Annotated in this window: 19 protein-coding genes and 2 pseudogenes; 11 read left to right on the top strand and 10 right to left on the bottom strand. The window is 40.4% G+C overall.

What is annotated here, in order from left to right; all coding sequences use genetic code 11:
• Positions 1–142: 142 nt before the first annotated feature.
• The 3 genes from ABF638_RS13620 (at position 143) to ABF638_RS13630 (ending at position 5,379) form a co-directional block, all read left to right on the top strand.
• Positions 143–1,246 (top strand): glycosyltransferase family 4 protein, encoded by a 1,104-nt coding sequence (locus ABF638_RS13620; protein ID WP_435023208.1) that lies wholly within the window; start codon positions 143–145, stop codon positions 1,244–1,246.
• Positions 1,247–1,415: 169 nt separating this feature from the next.
• Positions 1,416–2,609, top strand: a complete 1,194-nt coding sequence (locus tag ABF638_RS13625) for a glycosyltransferase family 4 protein (RefSeq protein ID WP_435023209.1) — start codon at positions 1,416–1,418, stop codon at positions 2,607–2,609.
• Between the two features lie 523 nt (positions 2,610–3,132).
• Entirely contained in the window at positions 3,133–5,379 is a 2,247-nt protein-coding gene (locus tag ABF638_RS13630) for a GumC family protein (protein WP_435023210.1), read from the top strand.
• A 124-nt stretch (positions 5,380–5,503) separates the two neighbouring features.
• Here ABF638_RS13630 and ABF638_RS13635 read toward each other — a convergent pair whose 3' ends face one another.
• The 5 genes from ABF638_RS13635 to fabI form a co-directional block, all read right to left on the bottom strand.
• Complete coding sequence (locus ABF638_RS13635) at positions 5,504–6,940, bottom strand: choice-of-anchor Q domain-containing protein (RefSeq protein ID WP_435023211.1); 1,437 nt, start codon at positions 6,938–6,940, stop codon at positions 5,504–5,506.
• Between the two features lie 1,425 nt (positions 6,941–8,365).
• Positions 8,366–9,838 carry an SLBB domain-containing protein gene (locus ABF638_RS13640; protein ID WP_435023212.1) on the bottom strand — a complete coding sequence of 491 codons (1,473 nt, stop codon included), beginning with the start codon at positions 9,836–9,838 and terminating at the stop codon, positions 8,366–8,368.
• 498 nt (positions 9,839–10,336) lie between these two features.
• On the bottom strand, positions 10,337–11,320 hold the full coding sequence (locus ABF638_RS13645; RefSeq protein WP_435023213.1) for an ABC transporter ATP-binding protein: 984 nt from the start codon (positions 11,318–11,320) through the stop codon (positions 10,337–10,339).
• Positions 11,321–11,561: 241 nt separating this feature from the next.
• Positions 11,562–12,203, bottom strand: a complete 642-nt coding sequence (gene hisB, locus ABF638_RS13650; protein WP_435023214.1) for an imidazoleglycerol-phosphate dehydratase HisB — start codon at positions 12,201–12,203, stop codon at positions 11,562–11,564.
• Between the two features lie 74 nt (positions 12,204–12,277).
• Positions 12,278–13,054, bottom strand: a complete 777-nt coding sequence (fabI, locus tag ABF638_RS13655; protein WP_435023215.1) for an enoyl-ACP reductase FabI — start codon at positions 13,052–13,054, stop codon at positions 12,278–12,280.
• A 379-nt stretch (positions 13,055–13,433) separates the two neighbouring features.
• Here fabI and ntcA point away from each other — a divergent pair, with 379 nt between their 5' ends.
• The 3 genes from ntcA (at position 13,434) to ABF638_RS13670 (ending at position 16,344) form a co-directional block, all read left to right on the top strand.
• On the top strand, positions 13,434–14,105 hold the full coding sequence (ntcA, locus tag ABF638_RS13660; RefSeq protein ID WP_010998529.1) for a global nitrogen regulator NtcA: 672 nt from the start codon (positions 13,434–13,436) through the stop codon (positions 14,103–14,105).
• A gap of 169 nt (positions 14,106–14,274) precedes the next feature.
• Positions 14,275–15,765 carry a DUF3084 domain-containing protein gene (locus ABF638_RS13665; RefSeq protein ID WP_435023216.1) on the top strand — a complete coding sequence of 497 codons (1,491 nt, stop codon included), beginning with the start codon at positions 14,275–14,277 and terminating at the stop codon, positions 15,763–15,765.
• A 126-nt stretch (positions 15,766–15,891) separates the two neighbouring features.
• Positions 15,892–16,344: a resolvase gene (locus ABF638_RS13670; RefSeq protein WP_435023217.1), complete on the top strand. Its 453-nt coding sequence runs from the start codon at positions 15,892–15,894 to the stop codon at positions 16,342–16,344.
• A 73-nt stretch (positions 16,345–16,417) separates the two neighbouring features.
• On the opposite strand, the gene ABF638_RS13675 is transcribed toward ABF638_RS13670, so the two are convergent.
• Entirely contained in the window at positions 16,418–16,681 is a 264-nt protein-coding gene (locus tag ABF638_RS13675) for a DUF3146 family protein (RefSeq protein ID WP_069070640.1), read from the bottom strand.
• A 335-nt stretch (positions 16,682–17,016) separates the two neighbouring features.
• Positions 17,017–17,778 (bottom strand): hypothetical protein, encoded by a 762-nt coding sequence (locus ABF638_RS13680; protein ID WP_435023218.1) that lies wholly within the window; start codon positions 17,776–17,778, stop codon positions 17,017–17,019.
• Positions 17,779–17,939: 161 nt separating this feature from the next.
• Here ABF638_RS13680 and ABF638_RS13685 point away from each other — a divergent pair, with 161 nt between their 5' ends.
• The 4 genes from ABF638_RS13685 to ABF638_RS13700 all read left to right on the top strand — a co-directional run bounded on the left by ABF638_RS13685 (position 17,940) and on the right by ABF638_RS13700 (position 20,998).
• Positions 17,940–18,806, top strand: a complete 867-nt coding sequence (locus tag ABF638_RS13685) for an aldo/keto reductase (RefSeq protein ID WP_435023219.1) — start codon at positions 17,940–17,942, stop codon at positions 18,804–18,806.
• A gap of 245 nt (positions 18,807–19,051) precedes the next feature.
• Positions 19,052–19,852 (top strand): EndoU domain-containing protein, encoded by an 801-nt coding sequence (locus tag ABF638_RS13690; RefSeq protein ID WP_435023220.1) that lies wholly within the window; start codon positions 19,052–19,054, stop codon positions 19,850–19,852.
• Positions 19,853–19,892: 40 nt separating this feature from the next.
• A complete protein-coding gene (locus ABF638_RS13695) occupies positions 19,893–20,432 on the top strand; it encodes a GNAT family N-acetyltransferase (protein WP_435023221.1) in 540 nt (179 codons plus the stop codon).
• An 83-nt stretch (positions 20,433–20,515) separates the two neighbouring features.
• Positions 20,516–20,998 carry an SAM-dependent methyltransferase gene (locus tag ABF638_RS13700; protein ID WP_435023222.1) on the top strand — a complete coding sequence of 161 codons (483 nt, stop codon included), beginning with the start codon at positions 20,516–20,518 and terminating at the stop codon, positions 20,996–20,998.
• A 72-nt stretch (positions 20,999–21,070) separates the two neighbouring features.
• Here the strand turns inward: ABF638_RS13700 and ABF638_RS13705 are convergent, their stop codons facing one another.
• The gene (locus tag ABF638_RS13705; protein WP_435023223.1) at positions 21,071–23,467 is read right to left on the bottom strand and encodes an NB-ARC domain-containing protein; all 2,397 of its coding nucleotides are present in this window, start codon (positions 23,465–23,467) and stop codon (positions 21,071–21,073) included.
• A gap of 3 nt (positions 23,468–23,470) precedes the next feature.
• Positions 23,471–24,232: a hypothetical protein gene (locus ABF638_RS13710; RefSeq protein WP_435023224.1), complete on the bottom strand. Its 762-nt coding sequence runs from the start codon at positions 24,230–24,232 to the stop codon at positions 23,471–23,473.
• 340 nt (positions 24,233–24,572) lie between these two features.
• Here ABF638_RS13710 and ABF638_RS13715 point away from each other — a divergent pair.
• Positions 24,573–24,703: pseudogene (locus ABF638_RS13715) on the top strand (ISAzo13-like element ISMae28 family transposase); the annotation flags it as partial.
• Here the strand turns inward: ABF638_RS13715 and ABF638_RS13720 are convergent.
• Positions 24,701–25,165, bottom strand: a pseudogene (locus ABF638_RS13720) (Crp/Fnr family transcriptional regulator); the annotation flags it as partial. The pseudogenes ABF638_RS13715 and ABF638_RS13720 sit on opposite strands and share 3 nt — an antisense overlap.

Raw genomic sequence — 25,165 nt, forward strand, 5'->3', positions numbered from 1 at the left:
CTTAGCTAGCCTTACTGAATCTAGCTTGCTGCAATCCAATAGTTTGAATTGGATGCTCTATGTGGCTGTATCTTTCTCAGTGAGAAGAAAATATGAAACAAAATTAAAATCATGAAACAAAAAAAACAAAGATAGCCCAATTATGGAAAAAGTGCAGCATATGTGTCGAACTAAAACTATCAAGATTATCCTGTTAGGTCCTAGCTTACTCCAGCAGGGAGGCATTTCCAATTACGAAAAACTTTTTTTGGACTATGCTCCTTCTGAAGTTAACATACGTCATGTTGTTACTCACCAAGAAGGATCTACAACGTTCAAGATAATAATATTTTTGAGTGCTATATATAAATTTTTTTGGATGTTAATCAGGGAAGAAGTTGATATTGTTCAACTGGAAATTTCTCAGCGGGGTAGTGTCTTACGACAAGCGATTATGGCACTTTTAGCTTGGGTATTTCACAAGCCGATCATTCTACATGCTCACGGTAGTCAATTTCATGTTTTCTACGCTGAACTTGCAAAATGGATACAGCAATTACTACGTTGGGTATTTTGCAAGTGTCAACGCTTAGTTGTCTTATCAGAAAGTTGGAAAACTTTTTACATAGAAAACCTTGGAATGAGACCCGAACAAGTTGTAGTTTTTTATAATCCAGTAAAAATTCCTGCTGAAGTTCCACTCCGTTCAGTCTCTAAGAAAGTAAACTTACTTTTTTTAGGACGAATTGGCCAACGAAAAGGAGCATTTGATTTGATCAAAGCCTTTTCTCTTTTACCTACTGAGCATAAAAATAAATCAAGTATGATAATGGCAGGAGATGGAGACATAGAACAAGCACGAAACTTAGTTACGGCTTTAAATCTAGAAAATTATATAAAATTGCCTGGCTGGGTAGGACCAGACGAACGTGATATTTTTTTAACTGAAGCAGATGTTTTTGTGTTGCCTTCTTATAATGAAGGTCTTCCATTAGCAATGCTGGAAGCAATGGCTTGGGAGTTACCAGTCATAGTTACACCAGTAGGAGGCATACCTGAGATAGTTACTCAATCTGACAATGGATTAATCGTTGATCCAGGTAATGTTGAGCAGTTATCAGACGCTGTTAAGTCTTTAATTGAAAATGAGGCTTTGAGGCTTTCTCTAGGATCTAAAGCAAGAACCAGTGTTTTTGCTCTCGATATCACAAATCACTGGGTTTCTTTCCTTAACTTATATCGTTCAGTGTTAAATTTAAATGATTAATAATGTGAGTGGAAACATCTAGCAACTGCAAGACTGAAAGCCATGAATATGCAGATATGCCGATTATTCAGCACCGTTTTGCCAGGTATGACTAAAAGTTACTCAAAAAGGCATATTTTAGAATTGACAAGTCAGTGTTTTATTAAACTCATTAAGAATTGAGATTATTATGGCAGTACCTAAAAAAGTACTAATTATCGTTGAAAATCTGCCAGTTCCCTTTGATCGGCGGGTATGGATGGAAGCAACTACTTTGCAAAAAGCTGGGTATGAAGTTGCCGTAATTTCACCGACAGGTAATGGTTTTGACAAAGACTATGAAGTAATTGAGCAGATTCACATCTACCGTCATCCTCTACCACCGGAAGAAAGTTCAGTCATTGGCTATCTACGAGAGTACAGTTGGGCGATTAACTGGCAATTCCGTCTAGCTAAAAGGGTATGGAAAGAGCGAGGTTTTGATGTCATACATATTTGTAATCCGCCGGATTTGCTTTTCTTAGTAGCAGGATGGTTTAAATTATTTCATGGTATATGGGTTATTTTTGATCATCATGATCTCAGTCCGGAGATGTATGAAGCTAAGTATCAACGGCGTGATATTTTTTATCATGGATTACGCTGGGCTGAACGCTTGACCTATGCCACAGCAGATATGGTAATTTCAACGAACGAGTCACATCGAGAGGTAGCTCTGAACCGCGGACACAAGAAATCAGAGAAGGTATTTGTAGTTCGTAGTGCACCTGACCTTTCGCGCTTTCGCCGAATGCCTCCAAACCCTAATTACCGTAGAGATAAAAACTACTTAATAGGGTATATGGGTGTCATGGGTGAACCAGAGGGAATTGATTATCTCCTGAGAATGGTGTATTACATTGTTAAGAAAAAAAATCGCTCCGATATTCACTTTATGCTAATCGGTAGTGGACCTGCAATTGAAAAACTTAAGGCTTTATCTAAAGAGTTAGAAGTGACTGATTTCGTCGAATTTACAGGGTTTAAGCAAGGGGAAGAACTTTTAGAGCGGCTCTCCAGTTGCGACGTGTGTGTAGAGCCTTCTCCAACATCTACTTATAACGAAAACTGCACCATGAATAAAATCCTCGAATATATGGCGATGGGAAAAGCAATTGTCCAGTTTGATTTGCGAGAGGGAAGACGTTCTGCACAGGAAGCATCTCTTTATGCCAAGCCTAATGATGAGGTGGAATTTGCTGAGAAAATTCTGGAACTTCTGGATTCTCCTGAACGTAGGGAAAAGATAGGAGCTGAGGGACGACGCAGAATGGAGGAGATCCTTGAGTGGAAATATCAAGCTCCGAAACTGTTAGAGGCTTATGATAAAATTTGGCAAAGTTAGTAGCTACTTTAAATTTCAGAATCACTGTTACGTGAGGCTGAGTAATGAGTGGATGTTTATGGTCAAAAATCACAACCTGACTAGACTGCCCATTTTTTACTTAGGCTTAGGAATTTCGGTTAGCATGTTTATTTGATAAGGGTGAGAGCAATATAATATTCGAGGAAACAATTTAAGCCTTTGATAATCCAGAAATAAATTTTCATACTAATGGTAGCTAATGACTGGCAAAAGTTTTTAATTGAACCTCCTGCTGGCAAAGGGTTGATTTCTGCTAATGCAGTGTAGTTAGAGCACCCTTAACTCACCTCAAATCCCTAATTTACCAACGTTTTTGCTCGACAATGGTGTATGGAACACCGCTGCATATTTGTACCCAAATTGAAACTAAATTTTCAACTTAAATAGTCTATACTATTGTCATATTGTAAAATAATATCAGTATTGTCAATTGCAACTGCTTATGTGATTGATCTAAGTCAATTTTTAGTTTCTTGTTTAAGACCTGTACTTTGGAAGATTTATGTCAGAAAAATCTATGGAATCTAGAGAATCTATTGATTTAGACCTTAATCGTTACTTGTTGATATTGAAGCGTTGGTGGTTACCGGCTGTCAGCATATTTGTGGCTACAGTGATTCTGAGTGCTATATCTACAAGGTTTATGAAGCCAGACTATGAAGCAGAAGGAAAACTGTTATTCAGACTTCCCTCTTTTAAGGTAGCAGGAACTAATCTTTCGCCTGGTTCCTCTGAAGGAGGAGACTCAGGAGATTTAAAACCCTTAGTAGCAACTCAAAATCCTATAAGCAGTCAGATAGAAGTTATTTCTTCCCCCAAGTTATTGCAGCGGACAATAGATAAATTACAACTCAAAGACAACGAAGGTATACCTCTAGAGGTACAAGCTCTAAAAAAAGCCCTGAATCTAAAAATTATTGGTGGTACAGATGTGTTGCTAATTACATATAGCAGTTCTGATCCCGAAGAAGCAGCGGCAGTGGTCAACACAATAATGAGCTTTTATTTAGAAAATGATATTCTGACAAACCGCTCTGAGGCAGCAGCAGCTCGTCAATTTATGGCCAAGCAGCTTCCTAAAACTCAAGCCGCTGTTAATAATGCAGAAGTAGCGCTACGTATATTTAAACAAAAGCATCAGATTGCAGATTTATCAGAGGAGACAAGATCAGCTGTTGCGACTATTGGAAATCTAGACAATGAGATGAATAGTGTTAAAGCTCAATTAAATGAGGTAAATGCCCAAACTAATCAACTCCGTCAGAAAGTAGAGCTAAATTCTCAGGAAGCGATCGCAGTAAGTGCCCTCAGCCAGTCACCTGCAGTACAGGGAGTCCTTACACAACTTCAAGAAACCGATCGGCAGTTAGCAGTTGAGCGTAGCCGTTTTCTAGATGACAACCCTGTAATTATTAACCTAGAAGCAAGAAAAGCTAGTTTAAATTCTCTCTTACAACAGCAAATTGGTCAGACTATTGGCAATCGAACACCAGTTCCTCAGAGCCTGTTGCAGATTGGAGAACTTAGACAAAACCTGATACAAAATTTTCTACAGTCAGAAATACAGCGCTTTGGGTTAACTCAAAGACTCTCTTCTCTATATAATTCTCGTTCTACCTACGAACAGCGGGTGAAACTCATACCCCAGTTGGCACAAAATCAGCGGGAGTTAGAACGGAAAGTTGAAGTTGCAGAATCAACCTATCAAACTCTATTGAAAAAGGTTCAAGAATTACAGTTAGTTGAGAATACAAATACAGCTAGTTCCCGGATTATTGCTCAAGCTTTAGTGCCAAAAGATCCAGTAGCAGGCAAAAAAATAATTGTTTTGGTACTGGGAGTGATGTTCGGTTTATTTTTTGCCACAACAACTGTGCTCTTACTGGCTATGAGAGATAGATCTCTAAAAACACTTAAAGAAGTTAGAGATATATTTGGATATACTTTGCTGGGCATTGTTCCTTTGTCTGTTAAGAAGCTTCGCTCCCGTTATTCAGGTGCAGAATCAACAGTTCAAACAATCGCCGTCAGAGATACACCCCACTCTTTAACCAGCGAAATGTACCGGATGATCCAAGCCAATCTGAAATTCCTGAGTTCAGATAAAGTGCTTAAAACTATTGTGGTAACTAGCGCAATTCCTAAAGAAGGCAAGTCTACAGTTTCAGCTAATTTGGCGGCAGCGATCGCTCAACTAGGACGTAAAGTTTTACTAATTGATGCAGATATGCGAGTTCCTTCTCAGCATCATCTATGGCAACTAACCAATGCAGTTGGTTTGAGTGAGGTTCTTGTAGGTCAGGCTGAATTTGACATTGCTGTATCCAAGGTAATGGATAGCCTTGATGTTTTAACTGCTGGAGTTAGACCTCCCAACCCACTTGCCCTGCTTGACTCAAAGCGGATGGCATCACTAATTGAGAATTTCTCATCTAAAGATAACTATGATTTTGTCATTATTGATGCTCCTCCCCTCCTTTTAGCAGCCGATGCTTTGACTTTGAGCCAAATGACAGATGGAATTTTGTTAGTCGCTCGACCTGGGGTAATTGATTCTAACAGTGCTGCTGCTGCTCAAGAAATGTTAGAGAGATCCAGTCACAACGTTTTAGGTTTAGTTGTGAATGGTCTGATTGATAAAAACGAATCTAGTAGTTATTTCAACCATGCGAAAGAATACTTTACTTATCAAGATTTGACAAAAGCCGTTAAGCGACAAAAACGTATTCCAGACAAAAGCTCTGTATAAATTAGGATTTTGTCTCACAAGTGAATTGAACACCATAATGTTTAATTAATTATCCATAAAATAATAAGCCTGCGAAAGCAGGCTTATTATTTTATGTAACTGTAGACTTCAGTCTGAGGGAACGTTACCTAATTTCGTATGCCCCAATATCATATGCACCACCAGCAGGACGAGGGTTACCGGCATAATCAGTTTTCAAATCCTTCCAATAGTAACCCTTGTTGATCGCCGGACTCGTTCCTTTGAGTCTAAAGTCACCATTTGGGGCATTTTGGAACTGTGGATCTGCAATAATATCATTAGCTCCCCTCGCCTTTGCATCGATCACCGCACCGTTGGGGTAAAGATTGTAGTTATAAGTGACGTTTTTATTCATGTAGCTGCTGTTCACATTTTTGCCAGCAACACCAAAAACAATGTTATTGAAAATCCTGGCATCATTTGAATAACCAGCATAGAGTTGCCCTTTTTTTGACAGTTCTGGACTTTGCTGATTCAAATATGCTGTGTTGTTGACAATATCGATATGCTCACTGTCATGAGCATGAATACCTGAACCGCCATTCCTGTAGGTAATATTATTTGCAATTAAAGTCCGTCCTCTATATGCACCATTTGGACCATTTTTTGATTCATCGATAATAATGCCATTACCGTCTGTGATTTTTCCATGTTGAATCCAGGGAACATAATTGCGATTGTTGTAGACCCTGTTTCTTGTCACGAACATCTTGTATCCCTGGTTGTTGTCAGAATTCCTACTCTTCAAGAACGAAATACCGCTGGTACCATACATACTATACCAGGCGTTATTGAACACTGTGTTATTATCAATCTTCACATAATCAGCGGAGATTACTGAGATACCTGGTCCTCCGCAGTTATTCACTTTGTTGTTCAGAATATTTATGTAACGAACAGAACTATTGCGTCCGTCAATACTTATGCAAGTTCCGTTTGTACGCGCATTTGATCCATTAGTCTTCTGACTTAATGCATAAGAAAGGGTTATGTTTGCATTGTCCCCGATGACCTCTAGCCCGTCGATCTCAATATATGAAACTCCATTTGACAATAGGATACCATTCCACGTATTGTGCCGAATTTTTGGGAAATGTCCAGGATATGCTTGATACCTAATCCATGCATTTGCCCTTCCAGAACGTCTTATATTGACGACACTCCCACTTCCCCCTGTATTTTTATATTCTCCATTCATAATCAACACTTTGTCGCCAGGGTTGGTAAGATTTGCCGCCCTCTGAATTGTCCTAAAGGCAGATGAGGTAGTGCGTCCGCTATTTTTGTCATTTCCGCTACCACTAACATAGTATGTTGTCGCAGTTGGAATCTGGCTGATCAACTTACGGCTAGGTAGTGGCATTACTTGATCAGTGGGAGACTGACGAACATCTTTAACTAAAGACTCTGTTATTGCCTCTCCTTGAACCAAACCTGTTAATGCCCAGGGAAGCACAAGAGATGCGCTCAAACTTAAAAAACCGAAACCATGAATCATCATAGGGAAAAATAGGGTATGTTGCAAAAACTCAATCGTCAACGGTCAGTAACTCTAGCCTTAGTTCAGTAACGTTCAGTAACTCAGTATTGGATACGGTCGTATAACTGCCATTTGTAAGTTTATACACGGTTTTTTAGGTTTGCACCTGCGGATTTTCGCGTAAATATGGCTGAACTGCCTTTTCAGCTTGTGTTTCCAAAAATGGCAGCTATCTGGTAAAACTACTGAATAAAATTTATCAGTATCCACAGCTACTCCATTAATGGACACTAAGCAACCGTACAAATGGCGTCATTTCCAATTCGACATCATTCTACTGTGTATACGCGGTATCTTTGGTTAAGATAGTATATCTGTCATCAATAAGTTAATTTACTTAAATATTTCTTATGATAATAAGAATCACTAAATGATAAAAAAACGTAAAGAGTAGCTTTTTGCGCCTCTATTCTTGAAAGTATTCTCATTATCATAAGAAATCTGAGTACCTACAACAAGGTTTTCAAAAGCCGGTCAATGCACATTAAGAATTGTTAATGTCTAAAACATGTGTCAATGAGTAATACTACTTAAAATAATTTGTAATTCGTAATGACGCTCAAGGTCTCGCTAATGTAATTCGCAATTTCGCAATTCGCAATCAAGTTTTGTAATAGGGATTAAGACTCCGCTACAAAATTTGCTGTTTATTAGTTACTGGGAACTTAAACTCCCAGAATTTGTTAAATAAAATTTTTATAAAAATAGCTAATAGAAAACACTATTTTGGAAGAAGTGATGCCTTCTCTGCGAGACGCTATGCTATCTTTCAGACACCTCTATTCTGGATGGACTTAAGAGGATGTTTGAAAAGTATTTTTGGTAACATCTAAGTCTCGGAAACCTAACCCCCCTAGCCTAGGCTGTTGACTTTGTGCATTTTTCAGGAATTTTTGGGAAAATTATTCGTGTTATTTTTTGCATGAAGTCTTATGGGCTAAAGGGTACAGAGTCAACACCCTACCCCTAGCCTAGGCTGTTGACTCTGTACCTTTTAGCCCACAAGACTTCATGCAGAAATTGTGTTTTTTATTTTGGCGTAAAGATGGCTGTTGCGGGCGCTTTCACACAAGCAAAAACCAGCACAAATAATTTTTCGGTAATTCCCAAAAAAATAGCCAAAATCAACAGCCTACCCCTAGCCCCCCTTCCCTACAAGGGAATGGGGGTTTCAAAGCCTCTCGACCTTTCGGGGAGAGGAATGGAAGTGGGGTTTTTAGTATACTTTGCGACTTTTAAAACAACCTCTAAGAGCGATCGCTTATGGTGGTGATTGAAAGCCTTAAGATATACGCCTGAAACCCTTATTATTGCGTCAAATTTCAAAATTTTTCGTGACTATTGAGCTTTGATTCAAGATATAGTGCAATTGTGGGGACGAGGAGGATTGACCAACGCCCCCAATTTGCATCTATATATTAAAAACTAGATTCCGAACAACCTCAGAATATTAAAAATAACACCTAGAGGGCCAGCTATGGTGTTTGTAGTATCCCCAGTCTTAGCTAAACCAGATCGGTTGACTACTACAACATCATTGTTACGGAGTATGGGATTAGTTTGCTCATTAATCCCAGCGGAGAAATCCACTTTTACTATACGTTTAGTCACAGAACCATTAGGGTTGAGGCGAATCAAATCAACAGCATCGCTACTAGCTCTGGCATCATTAAATCCGCCAGCAGCGAGTATAGCTTGATTTAAAGAGCTATTCGGCTGAACGTCTGTTAATCCTGGTCTTTTAACTTCGCCTACCACACCAACTTGAATGCGTGCAGGAGATAAAGTAGTGGTAGCTAATTGAGTGGCTTCTGCGGGGTTAATTTCAGTTGCCGTCGGAATAACAATTGTATCTCCGTCTTGTACGATGATGTCTTGATTGGTGTCACCACTCTGCAAGAGTTGCCAAAGATTGATATCTATAGCTTGTTCTGAGCCACTTCTTGTAGGTCGGCGTAACCTGAGATTACGAACATCAGCTTGCGCTGTAATTCCCCCAGCTAGTTGAATTACCCGCGTCACATTTGGTAGACCATTGGGAGTGGTAGTACCACTGTTAGCAGTTGCGCCCGCCTGTGCAGCATCTGTGCTGGCTGGGGTGACAAGATACGAACCGGGACGGTTAACTTCACCAATAATTGTTACCGTGCGGGGTGTTGTTTGGCTGGCGGCAAAGTTAGCTGCAAATATATTGCGAGATTCAGCCACATTGAAGTTGGTTGCTGTTGGTACAACTATAGTGTCTCCATCCCGCAAGGTAATATCCTGTGATAACCTGCCTGTTTGGATGAGTTCCTTCAAATTGATGGTGACGGCTTGCTCTGAAGAACGTCCGACTTTACGCCGTAATTGAACTTGAGTCACATCCGCAGCAAGAGTTACACCCTGCGCTGTTGTCAATGCAGCTAATACAGTGGGGAATTGTACACCTGGATTGTCTCCCGCGCCTCCGCTCAAGTTCAGAGTGTAAGCTCCTGGACGTGTCACCTCTCCGGCAACGAAAATATTGATGGGACGAGACGATAACAAATTGACTGAGATCAAGGGACGTTTGAGGAAGCGAGCATATCTTCTCGCAATTTCGTCAGCAGCCTGTTCAGTTGTTAGACCGAGGACTGACACACTACCAATTAAAGGTAGGTTGATTGCTCCACCTGGGGGAATTTGATATTCGCCTGTATATTCAGGTACTTCAAAGACATTTACACGGATGCGATCGCCGCCTCCTAATGAATAATTAGTATCTATTTGTGTTTGTGTAGCTGGTGGTTGTGTAGCTGGTGGGAATGATTGTCCCTGAGCTAGACTGGCAGATGACACAGCGGCATTGACAGCAGTTAATAAAGCCACACCCACAACAGGCTGAGTTAGGAATTTAGACAAACTTTTGTTAAGCATATTTACCTGAGACTCTGAAACTACGATCAATAAAGTACTGTCTAAACATTTTTATTTTGACTATACCTAAGTATTCAAGTTCCCCGACACTCTTATTTTCCTAGAAAAGTGTGATTTTCCGGAGGGAATTTGTTTATTGAATTTAAATTTTTAGTGAAGTTAGCTTAAAGTTAATGCTGCTTGAATATGGCAATTATCAAAAAATATAGGATTTACGCAATTAAACACAGTTTATACAATAATTTTTATCTTAGCCAATCAAGTACTTACGAAGAAATTTTTCTTGTCAAAGTTAATTTGATGACATTTTAAATCTGCCATAAGTAGTAAGAGACTACCAAAATTATGAACAAGTTCATTAAATAAATACAAACAACCTTAAAAAGAGGTAGGAATTTTATTTTTTCTGGGTTGGGTTGAGCAAAGATAATTCCAAAAGGCAGAAATTTTGAGTTTTGTTCTTCAAGTCAACCGGCAATTTGCTATTTGGTAACAAGACTAATTCAATGAGTTATCTTTTCTTTGGATTTGTTGAATAAAAAACTCTTCTAGGGAGTGACGCGACAAGTTCATGGTAATAATTTTACCTTCCATTAGACGAAGACTGGAAAGAAAATCATAGTAATCATCTTGTAGTGTACCGTGCCAGGAACCATCAGGCTCAAATATAAGAGTGGGTATCCATTTTTTGAGAATTTCCCCATCACCACCTTGACCTTTGACGTGATATGTATTTTTTCCGCCTAAGAGTTCATTGAGGGAACCAGAGCAAATTAGTTCACCTTGAGCGAGGATGGCAATGCGATCGCAAATCTGTTCTACTTCACTGAGAATGTGGCTATTGAAAAAAATCGTCTTACCAGCGGCTTTGAGTGCCAGAATAATTTCCCGCATCTGGTAGCGTCCCACCGGATCAAGCCCAGACATCGGTTCATCCAGAAAAACTAAATCTGGCTCGTTAATTAGCGCCTGTGCCATGCCAACACGCTGTAGCATTCCTTTAGAATAGCGACGCAGCAGCTTTTTACGGGCATCGGCTTGGGATAAACCGACTAATTCCAGCAGTTGGGGAATACGTTGGCGTTGGACACTTTGGGGAATTTGGAATAGCCCAGCCGCTAGCTGCAAAAACTCCCAGCCAGTGAGATAGTCATATAAATAGGGATTTTCCGGCAGATAGCCGATATGTTGCTTAACAGTGCGATCGCCTATTGGTTTACCCAACAACGATCCTCGTCCAGAGGTGGGATGAATAATTCCCAGCAACAATTTTAAAAGTGTGGTTTTACCAGCACCGTTTGGCCCCAGCAACCCAAAGGTTTCCCCTTTGTAAACCGTTAAAGAACAGTTTTTGAGAGATACGACTTTTTGATTTAGCCAAAAACCAGTGCGATAGACTTTTCGCAACTCAGAAGTTAGGACTACTGGCGGAATGTCTCTCGTATTAAGTTGAGAATTAGGGTCATCTGCAACAGACTTCATCTCGGTTAAATCACTATTTATCAGCTTGGGATTAATTACAAATTACCCGGTAGGCTGATAATAACCATCAACAACTGGTGTGTCAATTATCGTGAACTGGGGATTGGGGACTAGGGACTGGGGATTGGGGACTGGGGGTAATTATGAACAAAACTCTTCCTTTCCTTATCTACCCTGTCTCTTTTCAATGCCCCATGCCCAATGCCCAATGCCCAATATCCAATATCCAATTTGACTCCTTTCATAGAACTCCCTTAGAACTGGGAATTACACCAGCACGACGGGGGTCGATTTCCACCGCCAGCCGTGTTGCTCTTGCAAAGGCTTTAAATGTCGCTTCAATGATGTGATGGGAATTAATGCCATCCAGTTGCCGAATGTGTAATGTCATTTGGCTATGGTTCACCAAAGCCACAAAAAATTCTCGCACCAGTTGGGTGTCATAGGTTCCTACCCGCCCAGTAGGAATTTGCAAGCCGTAACTGAGGTGAGGACGGCCGGAAAAGTCTAGCGCTACCTGAACTAAGGCTTCGTCCAGTGGTGCAAGAAAATTACCAAAGCGGACAATACCTTTTCTGTCGCCTAGTGCTTGGTTCAAAGCTTGCCCTAAAGTAATGCCTACATCTTCGTTGGTGTGATGATCATCAATTTCCCAGTCTCCCTTGGCTTGGACATCAATATCAATCAGCCCGTGGGAGGCAATTTGATGCAACATGTGATCCAAAAACGGAATACCTGTTGCTGCTGTGCAAGTTCCTCTACCATCCAGGTTGATGGTAACTTGCACATTAGTTTCACCAGTGGTGCGGTGAACAGTGGCAATCCGAGGGGTTTCAGTTAAGCGATCGTAGTTTGAATTAACTTGGCGATTGGTTGATTGCATGGGGAGTGGAAAGAGTTAAAAGTTAGGAGTTAGGAGTTAAAAATTCATAACTCCTAACTCCTAACTTTATCGCGTCACATTCCCATAATTTCATATCCTGCATCTACATACAGCACTTGTCCGGTAATACCGCTGGACAAATCACTACATAAGAAAGCGGCCGTATTGCCCACTTCTAGCTGAGTGACGGTGCGTCGTAGGGGAGCTACTTCTTCAACATGATGAATCATATCTAAAATTCCACCCACTGCTGAAGATGCCAAAGTGCGGATGGGGCCTGCGGAGATGGCATTCACGCGGATATTTTGCGGCCCTAGTTCAGCAGCCAGGTAACGCACACTCATTTCTAACCCCGCCTTAGCAACTCCCATAACGTTGTAGTTAGGGATTGCTCTGACACCACCTAAATATGTCAAAGTGACGATACTACCTCCCTCACTCATCAAAGGTTTCGCTGCACCACTTAACTGCACCAGCGAGTAGGTACTAATTTCTAAGGCGGTGTTGAAGCCAGAACGAGAGGTTTGACTAAAATCTCCAGTCAAATCGTCTTTGCTGGCAAAGGCCAGACAATGAATGAGGATATCTAGCTTTCCCCATTGTTCGCGGATTGTCTCAAAAGTAGATTTAATTTGGTCTTCATCTTGGACGTTACAGGGAAGAAATAAGCTGGGGTTGAGAGGTTCTACCAACTCCGCAACTTTTTTCTCCATCTTGCCGCGTTCATCCGGCAGGTAGGTAATGCCCAGGTTTGCTCCAGCTTTGTGCAGCTGTTGGGCGATGCCCCAGGCGATCGAGCGGTTATTGGCAATACCTGTAACAAGGGCATTTTTTCCAGTCAGATTTAGCATAGAAATTGTTAATGCGATCGATCATTAGGAGCATACTAGAATCTGAGGCACGTTTTGTCTTTGTTTTATACAGGATTTGCAAAAATGAATATTGCTAAGGGTGTTTGCTGTGACAAAAATCTTGATTTTTTATAAAGATATTCTCAAGATTTCTTTATTTGTTCTTCAAAAAACCTTTTAAATACAGCTATTGGAACTACTTATCAACAATTAGTAGCTGAAAGGATCAAGAATTATGTATCATTATAAACAAAGAGTTATGAAGAGATTAGTTTGAGTATAGGAAAGTACAGAAAGGTTGACGGTGCTTTATTCATTTTTCGGGTGTATTCTTAGGTAATCAGTTTTTGTTTTTCCGGCATTGGGTAGGGGAAGGGAGATGATCGTGACACAAGATAAAGCCCTAGCAAATGTATTTCGTCAGATGGCGACCGGGGCGTTTCCGCCAGTTGTGGAAACGTTTGAACGCAATAAAACGATCTTTTTTCCTGGCGATCCTGCCGAACGAGTTTATTTTCTTTTGAAAGGTGCTGTTAAACTTTCCAGGGTGTACGAGGCAGGAGAGGAAATAACGGTAGCGTTGCTGCGGGAAAATAGTGTTTTTGGTGTATTGTCATTGCTGACAGGAAATAAGTCGGATCGGTTTTACCATGCGGTTGCATTTACTCCTGTGGAATTACTGTCAGCACCAATTGAACAGGTGGAGCAAGCACTCAAGGAAAATCCAGAATTATCAATGTTAATGCTGCGAGGTCTGTCTTCGCGAATTTTACAGACGGAGATGATGATTGAAACTCTTGCTCACCGAGATATGGGTTCTAGGTTGGTAAGTTTTTTGTTAATTCTTTGTCGGGATTTTGGCGTTCCTTGTGCAGATGGGATCACTATTGATTTGAAGTTATCTCATCAAGCGATCGCAGAAGCAATTGGTTCAACTCGTGTTACCGTTACTAGGCTACTGGGAGATTTGCGTGAGAAAAAGATGATTTCTATCCACAAAAAGAAGATTACTGTGCATAAACCTGTTACCTTAAGTAGGCAATTCACATAAAAACAATTGGAGAAAGGGGAATCGGCGCGTGTTCTATTTTGAAAAATGACACTAATAGCTAGAGGTAAATCTAAAAATTGAGTAATTTCAGCTATTGCCAATTTCCACTTCTTTCCAGACAATGCTTAAAAGTAGTAGGCTGTATCTGGAAGGGTTTCGGTAGCTAAAGATGACCACCGGATACATCCTCATCGCTGCAATTTTAATTCTGGGAGGCGTAATTGCAACCGTGGGCGATCGCATCGGCACACGAGTTGGCAAAGCCCGCCTCTCACTTTTTAAGCTTCGTCCAAAAAACACTGCTGTACTGGTCACTATTTTTACGGGTGGCTTGATTTCAGCATCAACTTTAGGGATTTTATTCGCTGCCGACGAAGGCTTGCGAAAAGGAGTCTTTGAGTTAGAGGACATTCAAACAGACCTCAGACAGAAGCGGGAACAACTAAAAACCGCAGAAACTCAGAAAAGTCAGGTAGAGAGTGAGCTAAATCAAGCCAAAATTGCCCAAGCAAAGGCACAACAAGACTTGCAGGCAATCAACCAATCTTTGCAGGCGGCCAATGCCAAACAACGCCAAACACAAGCTCAGTTGAATCGCACCATTAGTCAACAAGCCCAAACTCAAACTCAACTCCAACGCACTCAAGGTCAGCTAGAACAAGTTGTAACTCAGTACCAAAAAGCCATAGCTGAATTGCAAAGCGTTTACAACCAGAGAAAGGAGTTACAAGCGGCAGTTGAACTACTGAAAGCAGAACGTCAACGACTGTATGCTGAAGCGAAAAAAGCCATTGACGAAGCCAAAGCAGCGATTGAAAGACGCGATCGCGAACTTGCAAACCGCCAAGAAGTCATAGAACAACGCGATCAAAAAATTGCTCAATTGGATAAACTGATTCAAAAGCGTAATCTCGAAGTTGCAGCGCGAGAACAAGTGATTGTCAAACGGGAATCTCGTCTTAAAGAATTGGAAGGACAACAGGAGCAACTAGAACAGGAAGTTGCAAGGCTGGAAAAATATTATCAGTCCTACCGCGATTTGCGTCTGGGTAAGCTGGCCTTAGTTCGCGGTCAAGTTTTGTCCGCTGCTGTAGTTCGTGTTACCCAACCGGCTGCTGCTCGTCAGGCAGTTGTACAACTCTTACAAGAAGCCAATCGCAACGCCAACCTGGAATTGAGTGAACCTGGTGCAAATCCTGCAAATGCAGAGCTAATACGCTTCACCCAGGAGAGGGTTGAGAAATTGAGCAAGCAGATTGAGGATGGTCAAGAATACGTGGTGCGAATTTTTTCCGCTGGTAATTACGTCAGGGGAGAAAAGCAGATAGAATTTTTTGCCGATACAGCCCGGAATCAATTGGTTTTTTCGGGAGGTGCGGTACTGGCAACAACTAATACCGATTCCAAAAGCATGACATCCTATCAGTTACAGCAACGGCTGGAAATACTGATTTCTGCTTCCCAATTTCGGGCCCGTAACGCCGGAATTGTCGAAAATGTCCAAGTAGACGGGACTTTTTTGCGCTTTGTCAACCAATTAAGACAGTATAATCAACCCTTGGAGATCAAAGCGATCGCAGCAGAGGACACTTATACCGCTGGGCCATTGAGAGTAAAATTAGTGGCAACAGTCAACGGAAAAATTATTTTTAGTACTTAAAAAATTATTTGCACACTGTTATTATTCAGGAGGCAGGAGGCAGTTCTTGCAAGATTTAAACATATTGAACAGCAGCCAAAATAGTTGCTGTGATTGCATTTCTTAATTTCTAATTTTTAATTTCTTATGGCTTTCCGTGAATTTTCACCAACGCAACCAGTCATCTTGGGGTTTGATCCAGGTCGAGATAAGTGTGGTTTAGCGGTGATGGGACTGGATCGGCAACTGTATTATCATCAGGTTGTACTAGCCAAAGAGGCGATCGCTACCATTGAGACACTACGTCAAAGGTTTCCGATCTCTTTGATGGTGATGGGCGATCAAACTACAGCCAAGCAGTGGAGACAGCAACTATACCAAGAATTGGCAGAACCGCTGAGTATTATTTTAGTGGATGAGCGCTATACAACCTTAGAAGCACGCGATCGCTATTGGCAAATGTTCCCACCCAAAGGGCTAATAAAGCTATTGCCACAAGGTCTGCGACAGCCACCAAGACCGATAGATGACATTGTTGCCATTCTCTTAATCGAAAGATACTTAAATCGCCTCACTGAATCAGCAGTCAACCAATTTTAGATTTTGGATTGAAGAAAAAATCTAAAATCTAAAATCTAAAATCTAAAATCTAAAATTGAATTGCTTCTAACTCCTAGAGTTCCGCCCGAATAGTAAAAGCATAGTCTCCTCCAGGCTCTAGCTGGTAATCTTGTTGCTCCAAGAATCGACCGAGGGGTTCTTTGATTAAGGCGCGACCTTGGGAAGGCTTGACGGCAAGTTCTCCCCGGCGAAAATGCCACTGGAAATGCCACTCAAACTCACCCGCACTCACTTCGCCCTCAAGGAAGCCGTGTTGCCAGGATTGGCGAGTAATTCTGACATGGGCAATGGTTTCTGGCAGACGTTTTGCACTCACAATGCTTTATGTCAAGTGTGGAATAACAGCCGATCATGTAGGCTACTTATTTTATTTACCAAACTTAGCTTAATTAGACAAACTGACAAAGTGGGTATTTGTAGTTGACTAGGTTGTGTTACGACTTCATGATATTGGAGTTGCGGCTATAACCCAATACGGTTCGGTTAAAATTCGATCATCCCTCACCCTCCTTAAAAAGCAGGAAACAAAGCAAGCTTTTTTAGGCATCTTTCGGGGCAAAAAATCACTAAGCCAAGCGTATTGGGCTATAAGCTGCGCGGACTTAATACCGAAAAATTTGCTTTAGCAGACTATCCTGCGGGGAATTTTTATTAAATTTTTAGGAATGAATGTATCCGAGAAACTGCATATCGGATACTCCTTTCATCAGTATATTGTGGATTAATTGGGATTTCCTTAAAGTATTTCACCACAATTACAGCCCGATAAAGCTTCGAGTATTTAAATTGCTTTTCTTGGATATCAAAACTCATAATATTCTCTAGTGGATGTTCAATAATTTGATTGCCACGAAGACTTTTACGTTCGACAAATACCTTATCAATACTTTTATAAAAGGTACAGGTAGTTACAGGTGATGTGGCAAAATAAGCAGCGATCGCCATCATAATCAATATAAATAAAATTAATAAAAGTAGATAGTAGCGCTGATTTTGCTGCACCAATAGGGAAGTTTGACCAGAGTTGATAAAATTGTTGATTTTAAAGATAATTTCCTGATTCTCTTCATAGTTAACATGGGATAAAAGAGCAAAGCTTCCAAAAGGAGTCACAATCATAACTTGATAGGTTTTCCCTCCTTTGCTACCAGTATTTGTAAGAATGTATGCTTCCTGGAGATCAAACATTTTGAGTTTCTCCATACTTCCCAGTAAATTAAATCGTCTTAATTCACAATTCATTTGGTTTGGGGAGAGGCGATCGCAAGTTATTTGAACTGAAGCAGACTCAAAAAATAAGCAGTAAATCAAAAAGCCGAAACAGACCGTAAAAATGCACCATCCGGTGAACCAATCTCTGAGTGGTCGATGCTTTAGCTGCAATCTAGTACGGGTTTCCTCTACAATTTTCATCGGTGTCTGTGTATAGAATACTGAACCCCTGAGTAGAGTATTCCCCTCGCAGACCATTTATATATCGTCAAGTCTAAGTACCAGGGAGGATTTATGATGAATAGCTACAAAAGCTTTGCCTAACTGATAGATAATTGGGGCAGAAAACTATAGCTAGAAGCATGGAAACCAAACAGCTAGGAAAAACTGGTATCTTTGTGAGTGCGATCGGTTTGGGTGGTATGCCCATGTCAATTTCTAATCGCCCTCCCGAATCGGAATCAATCGAAGTAATTCATCGGGCCTTGGATCTGGGTATTACATTTATTGATACTGCCGATTCTTACTGCAAAGATGAGTCAGATAAGCACCACAATGAGCGGCTAATTCACAAGGCACTTACGAGTTACAAAGGCGATGTTAGCCAAGTAATTGTGGCAACGAAGGGCGGGTTGATGCGTCCCGATGGCAACTGGACAACCAACGGTAATCCAGAACATTTGCGCCAAACAATTCAAGTCAGTTTTGAGGCGTTGGGTGGTGCTAAACCCATCGATGTTTGGCAATACCATGCGCCTGATCCTAATTACACCATTGAAGAATCTCTTGCGCCAGTGAAAGAAGCAGTGGAGGCGGGTTTGATTCGGTTTGTGGGAGTTTCTAACTTTTCTGTTGAACAAATTAAGCAGGCGCGGGATCTGGTGGATATTGTCTCGGTGCAGAATCAATACAGCCCTTGGCAACGACAGCCAGAAAATGACGGGGTGTTGAAGTATTGTGAACAGCAAGGATTAACATTTTTGCCTTGGAGTCCCTTTGGTGGTAGGCGTCGCCATCAGGATTTGCAAGATATTCCTGCGATCGCTAAATTAGCTCAAGAAAAAGGCGTATCAGTGTATAATATCGTCTTGGCATGGTTGCGTTCCAAGTCACCTGCTATTTTGCCGATTCCTGGTGCTAGTAAGGTTTCCAGCATTGAAGACTCGGCACTTGCTATCAAGGTAAAACTATCTGATGAAGAAGTGCAAAGAATTGATCGGGCAACTTAATCATTCCACTAAATAACGTAGATTGAGTGAAAGTTGCCAAAGATTTACGCGCCATCTTTAGCTAGATAAACAATTCCAAATTTCAAGTCAACATAATTTTAAAGGACTTTATCAACCCGGTTTATTAAAAAAAACCGGGTTTTTAAGAAAGTACGACATACATCAAGTTTAATTTGATGTAGTATTTTCATCTAATTAATCTAAAATTTATGCTGCTAAATTCTGTAACAAATAGATTAAAGCAGATGGTAAAGATGTTTGCTATTTTGCTACTGGTTTCCCCTTTTGGCTGGCAAAATTCAGTGAACGCGCAGCCACAGTCCAATAAGCAACTTCTGCCGTTTTTTGATAATGTAGATAACCCTGTTCCTGTTCGTTTTCCCCCAGGACAACAGTTAGATATCACACCACCTCCACCACTACTAAACCCTTTTGACAAGGCTGTACTAAAACTCTGCGGCCCCATTGGTACAAAAGTTAGTCCTAATAATTTTAAACAATTGTTATCTTATTACCCAGATGTGCTGCAAAAACTTCAGCAAGTTAGTGGCAGTGAACTACATCCAGGACGTAATAATCAAGCACAATTTATCGAAGATTTAACCAATATTTGGTTCCAACGTCGGGGGTTTGAGCATATATTTTGTGGTGAAATATATAACGCCAATGATATTGGTGGCTTACATTTTCACGGCAGATATTTACAGTTACAAAATGAAGGCATAGGCGGACGGTTGCCAAATAATCAGGGACGAGAGGAAGTTGTTCCAAATGTAATTTATACAATGGGTGTAGTAATTAAGCAGGAAAATCGGACAGTAATAGATGTCATTAAAGGCTATGGCTATCTCAGTAATGCCGAAGAAATGCTTTTAGATGCCACCAAAATATTTAAGCTCCAAGGTAATAATGAGGGAGCATGTATTTATAATGTACGTGACCGAGAAACAGGTAAATCCTTTCCTACAGTTTTTATTAGGAAAGACAAAGCAATCATTACCTATTATCCTGATGCTACTCCTCAAGGTGCAAAATGTAAAAGTTAAAATTTATAGATTGCCTGTAATCAGCGCATAAAGAAAAGACATGATCTTAGAAACACACCGCTTGCTAATGCGTGACTTTGTAGAGACAGATTGGCAGGCGGTTTTGGTTTATCAATCTGATCCTTTGTATTTGCGTTACAACTACTGGACACACCGCACACAGAAGGATGTTTGCGAGTTTATTCAGATGTTTATTGATCAGCAAAAAGAGCAACCACGGACAAAGTTTCAGTTAGCTATTATCCTCAAAGCAGAAAATCAGCTTATTGGCAATTGTGGTATTCGTGTAAATGACCCAGAAATGCGGGAAGCAAACATTGGCTATGAACTAAACACTCAGTATTGGGGACAAGGTTATGCAACAGAAGCAGCACAAGCCATTTTAAAGTTCGGCTTTGAAGAACTGGGAATGCATCGTATCTGGTCTTGGTGTGTTGCAGAGAATGTTGCTTCTGTAAGGGTATTAGAAAAAATTGGTATGCGTCGTGAAGGTCATCTGCTGGAAAAAGAGTTAATCAAAGATAGATGGTACGACAATTTTCTTTACGCTATCCTTGACCACGAGTGGAAAGCAAAGTAATACTGCTTCTATGAGCTACCTCAGAGACAATATCGTAAATTCCTGAGAAATTGAGGATAAAACAAGTTCAGAGGGTCGCAGAGATGACCAACACTATCCTCAATTTCCAAACAGCTAGCGGACACGAAGTTTTAGCAGCAGCAGGTAAAAAATATCTGCGTCCCGGTGGACGAATAGCTACAGATAAATTATTTGAGTGGGCAAACTTTCAGCCTGGAGAGAGAGTTTTAGAGCTAGGTTCTAGCTTTGGTTATAGTGCGATCGCTTTAGCAAAAAGCTACGATGTCAAAGTAGTAGGCGTTGAAAAAAATCCTGATAGTGTAGCTTGTGCGCGTGCTAATATCTGCGCTGCTGGGTTAGAAAATCAAGTTGAAATCATTGAAGGTAATATTTTCAACCTAGAGACAATCCCAGGAAAGTTTGATTATGTATTGGCAGAAGCCATTCTTACAATGCAATCGCCATTGGGAAAAGCCAAGATTTTAGCTGAAATTTACAATCGACTTAAACCGGGAGGTAAATTTCTCTCCCATGAACTATTAGCTAGTACAATACGGCGTAAATAAGCAGACCATTAAATAGCCAAGACTTTACCTTTGTATGTCAACTTAAAAGGTTTAGCCATTCTTTGATTAAAATTAGCCTATCCCGCTTTCTAACTCCTCGCGCAATTGTAAAAACTTTGCTTGATGAGTTTTTGGTATAATTTTAATGGCTCGATTGCAATATATTAGAGAATCTTGCCGGTCTCCATACTCCTGTATATCTTGAAGCAACTGAAACCATCGATCAATCAATATATTTATGCCTTTAGTATCATTAATCTCTGGTTTTTGTTTAATCAATAGGCTCCGCTCAAAGCTAGCGTTCGCATCTTCAAACTGTTCCAACTTCCCTAATAATTCTCCTAATTTTAACAAACTTTTTGATAGATTTCTTTCTGTTTTATGCCCCAACTTTTCATTCAACTCATTACTTTGACGAAGGATGTTCACTGCCTCTGTCCAATATTCTCTTCCCCAATCTTTCAGTGCAATTCCCAGGTTAGCCAAGGCAGTTGCCCAACCCGACTCATCTATTGTATCGCCATTGTCAAACATCTGTTTTTCTAAGTTAACTGCCTCACGCAGTTCTTTAACCGCAGCCTGGTACTTCCTTTGTTTTTGAAGGATACTACCCACATTGGTTAAAGCTTTAGCCACTCCTTGAGGTTTATTTTTTTTGTAAAGTTTGATCACTAAACGAAGCTGAATCAAAGCATTCTGATATTGCCCATCAGCATCCAAAAGATCTGCATACGTACTACGATACCGAGCTTCTATTAACCACTTATCAGATGATTCAAATAGATTTAGAAAATTTTGTATTGGTTTTAATAATTTTAGTATTTTACGCAGATCACTTGAGCGACTTTGATGCTCATTAAGTGAGCGGTTTCTAAACATCATATATTTTGCCTGTTCTGTCCCAAATTGGACAATATATTCCCAATCTTTGACGATTTCAGCAAGCTCTCTAAAAATTGACATTAATTTGATAGCTGTATTATTGTAATTAATGTTGCGATCAAAGAACTTGCAGAATCTAAAGCCAAACGAATATTCACAAATCCTTTTTTCTTTTAACCATTCTGCTGCATAGATAATATTATCGAGTTCCTTAATAATTTTTTCGGAAGATCCGTTAGCAAGCTCCCCTAATGCTTTAATTTCATGAATTTGATTGATAAATTCTTCATGTCTACTTGTAGCTCTGGTTAACAAACAACGTTCTTCTGCTAATTCTTTGGCAAATTCTCGTAACAGTGTTTGAAGTCTATATCGTTGTCTCACTTCATAGTTGTCTTGATACAAGTTATCATTGTCGAGGAGGGAGTATCGACAAATTTCTGGCAGTAGCTTTATCCGAGTCTCGAATGCAGTCCGTCCTCCCGCTGCAATCGCAGCATCCCCCGTAAATCCATCTGCGCCACAGACCGATAAACAGGCAAACAAATTGCTTGACTCTGGTTTGAGTTGCTTAATACTTAGTTTAAAACAGGCTCTTATATTTCGTTTTATATCTTCTTCTTGACTCAGTGAATCTAACCTCGCCTCGTTTAAGAAGTCAACATAGTCAGATAAACTAAAAGAGGTATCTATACCCAGCGTCGAACCAGCAATACTCAATGCAAGGGGTAAGTTCCCAAGCAAATGTACAATTTGATGGGCTGCATTTAGTTCTGCTTTAATACGTTGTTCACCTGTTTCACCCATTTTTTTTGTAAGTAAATCAATCCCATTTTTTTCTGAAGAAAACGACTTGAGCAGTATCCGTTTCATTTGGAGATTCTCGCAAAAACGCCGATCACGGGTAGTAACGATTGCAGCACATTGTCGTCCACTAGGAAAAAGTTCTTGAATTTCTTCGCTGTCAGCATTGTCAAAAATGAACAACATACGTCGCTGTTGAAACAGCTTTGTTAAGCGGTCAATTGGATTATCGTCTTCAATTTTGCAATGTTTCAAAAAACGATGGGCAACTTCCTCAATGCTTTTACCATTTACATCTTGATACAATGCTCCATCTGCAAACCTATCCTTGTAGTATTCCTGAGCAAAATGGAAAGCAAGTGTCGATTTGCCCACACCGACTGAGCCGACTATGCAAACTAAGTTTGTCCATTGGTGATCGTTGTCTGGAATTAACCAGCTACGTAGCTTGTCTAATTCTGATCTCTCGACAAACTTATTTGGATCTTGCCCCGGAATGTAATAAGGAACTGATTCCCACGAGTCAGACCAATCACCAATAGATCTATCAATATTGCCTGATCGAGGTTCTCTTCGAGTGTAAAAGTTTTCACAATCTTCTAAATCTTTTTTAAGTCTAGCAATATCTTTATTAATGCGATTAAGTTCGATTGGATCGCGGGTTTGTATAAGTTCGTCACGCAATTTTTCGAGCGTATCACGAATGTTCGCACAATTGTCCTCCTCCCGCAGCAACTCTGGTGGATATTTCGGCTTACGCAAAGGTTGAGGCGACAATTCCACTTGCTATTTCCTCCAACGCAAGCTTGCAATTACTTGTTTCCATAATTCTTTGGGCTTCTCCAGAGCCGTCAATAAATCCATGCCAGTTCCAAACTCAATCTCGCTTTCTAACTCTACAAACGGAATAAGTGGAATTGCGATCTTCAAACGGTGCTTGATATCTAAGCTGGCATCTTTGACGATCTCTGCTACTTCGCTGGTAGCAGGGGGTAGAGTCGGCAGCACTTGTGTTTCGACAACACTCAATATTTGCTCCATTTGCGATTGAGATAGTTGATCGAGTGTACTTAGCATTGTGTACGCTAACTGCATTTGGTTTTGATTAAACGTTTCAACAACAACTTGAATAATGTGTTGCTCTCTTGCGTCGTAGGACAACAACAATTCCCGTCGCATTTTGCTCAGGGATTGGTATAAAATTGCCTGCCCACCTACTACGCGATCAACCTTTGCATTTACCTGATCGACCGTGACCTGCAACTGTTGTAATTCAGTGTGCAGTGTTTCAATTTTGGTTGGAATCTCCTGTATCCCCATTGCTGACGATTGTCCGACTGTGACTATTTTCTCGTATAAATCTTGATATTCTTGCGAATACTCGACTATATATGCTTTTAGACGTTCAATATCACTTTGATACCGCCGTAGGTCAATGGGATCGCGAGTTTCATTAATTGCCCGCTTCAGGGTTTGAATAACCGATTGAGTGTCAGCAATACTTTCGTTAAGAGATGTCAAACTATTACGCAGAGATTGAGGGAGCATAGAACTAGGTATAATTAAGAAGTTTAAGCTAGATTATCCTCTGGCATCTAAGTATTTTTATGAAGACTACTTTTGTTCGGTTTTAGGAAGTATATATAAAGACTACAAATTTTTATATCCTAACATAGCACATAGCACTTTACTTTTCACTTTTCATGAGTGCGGTAGCCATGACTGGGCAATAGAGATGCACAACACTGGCTCTCAAAACCATTGGTATCCATCGGCTATAGCAACCAATTTAAGAAAACTTGTCCTGAACTTTCTTACTTGCTTTAAGGGACTTCCAAGGAATAAAATTACCATTTATCAGAATGATAATCATTATTAATTAGGTAAGGAAACAGCAAGCGAACTCAAAGGTCAGCAAGACGGCGTTTTCAAGCACAAATTGTGATGGAGTTAGGTTACGGAGGACAATTACTAGCTCAAAAAGAGTTGGGGTGGGATAGAAATACTATTCGTAATGGCAAGGCGAACAATAGCTCTTTCAGAAACTAATCCGTGAACTGTTTCATGTAATTGCTGAATCCGACTGTTAAAAACCATCAGCATTCGTAATGCAATTTCAGGATTTTCTCCAATAGCTTTTAATAAAGCATCTCGCTCTACAGTGAGAATTTCACAATCAGATTCAGCAGTTACATTTGCCGGAGAAATTCTATTTCCTAACAAAGCAGGAGCCGCAAAAATTTCCCCAGCAGTTAAGGCGCGGAGAATCGTTTCTTTCCCCGTTGTTGCTATTTTGGTAACTTGAATTGAACCACTGACAACAGCATAAAGTTTTGCTGGTAAGACATCGCCCTCATGCAGAATAATCTCTCCTTTGTGATAGTGTTGCACCTGAGTGTAAGGTTGCAAACTTATCTTTTCTGCTGTTTCTAAACCTGCAAACACGATAATTTGCGAAAGTTGTTCCAGGGATGCTTGCAT

This window comes from Nostoc sp. CALU 1950 (assembly GCF_051172895.1).
Classification (GTDB): Bacteria; Cyanobacteriota; Cyanobacteriia; order Cyanobacteriales; family Nostocaceae; genus Nostoc; species Nostoc edaphicum_A.

What these genes read in the sequence shown, in the direction of transcription:
- ABF638_RS13695 (WP_435023221.1), top strand. Translation starts at nt 19,893, where the DNA reads ATGATCTTAGAAACACACCGCTTGCTAATGCGTGACTTTGTAGAGACA.
- ABF638_RS13645 (WP_435023213.1), bottom strand. Translation starts at nt 11,320, where the DNA reads ATGAAGTCTGTTGCAGATGACCCTAATTCTCAACTTAATACGAGAGAC.
- ABF638_RS13710 (WP_435023224.1), bottom strand. Translation starts at nt 24,232, where the DNA reads ATGCTCCCTCAATCTCTGCGTAATAGTTTGACATCTCTTAACGAAAGT.
- ABF638_RS13665 (WP_435023216.1), top strand. Translation starts at nt 14,275, where the DNA reads ATGACCACCGGATACATCCTCATCGCTGCAATTTTAATTCTGGGAGGC.
- ABF638_RS13680 (WP_435023218.1), bottom strand. Translation starts at nt 17,778, where the DNA reads ATGAAAATTGTAGAGGAAACCCGTACTAGATTGCAGCTAAAGCATCGA.
- ABF638_RS13690 (WP_435023220.1), top strand. Translation starts at nt 19,052, where the DNA reads ATGGTAAAGATGTTTGCTATTTTGCTACTGGTTTCCCCTTTTGGCTGG.
- ntcA (WP_010998529.1), top strand. Translation starts at nt 13,434, where the DNA reads ATGATCGTGACACAAGATAAAGCCCTAGCAAATGTATTTCGTCAGATG.
- ABF638_RS13625 (WP_435023209.1), top strand. Translation starts at nt 1,416, where the DNA reads ATGGCAGTACCTAAAAAAGTACTAATTATCGTTGAAAATCTGCCAGTT.
- ABF638_RS13670 (WP_435023217.1), top strand. Translation starts at nt 15,892, where the DNA reads ATGGCTTTCCGTGAATTTTCACCAACGCAACCAGTCATCTTGGGGTTT.
- hisB (WP_435023214.1), bottom strand. Translation starts at nt 12,203, where the DNA reads ATGCAATCAACCAATCGCCAAGTTAATTCAAACTACGATCGCTTAACT.
- fabI (WP_435023215.1), bottom strand. Translation starts at nt 13,054, where the DNA reads ATGCTAAATCTGACTGGAAAAAATGCCCTTGTTACAGGTATTGCCAAT.
- ABF638_RS13620 (WP_435023208.1), top strand. Translation starts at nt 143, where the DNA reads ATGGAAAAAGTGCAGCATATGTGTCGAACTAAAACTATCAAGATTATC.
- ABF638_RS13685 (WP_435023219.1), top strand. Translation starts at nt 17,940, where the DNA reads ATGGAAACCAAACAGCTAGGAAAAACTGGTATCTTTGTGAGTGCGATC.
- ABF638_RS13700 (WP_435023222.1), top strand. Translation starts at nt 20,516, where the DNA reads ATGACCAACACTATCCTCAATTTCCAAACAGCTAGCGGACACGAAGTT.
- ABF638_RS13640 (WP_435023212.1), bottom strand. Translation starts at nt 9,838, where the DNA reads ATGCTTAACAAAAGTTTGTCTAAATTCCTAACTCAGCCTGTTGTGGGT.
- ABF638_RS13630 (WP_435023210.1), top strand. Translation starts at nt 3,133, where the DNA reads ATGTCAGAAAAATCTATGGAATCTAGAGAATCTATTGATTTAGACCTT.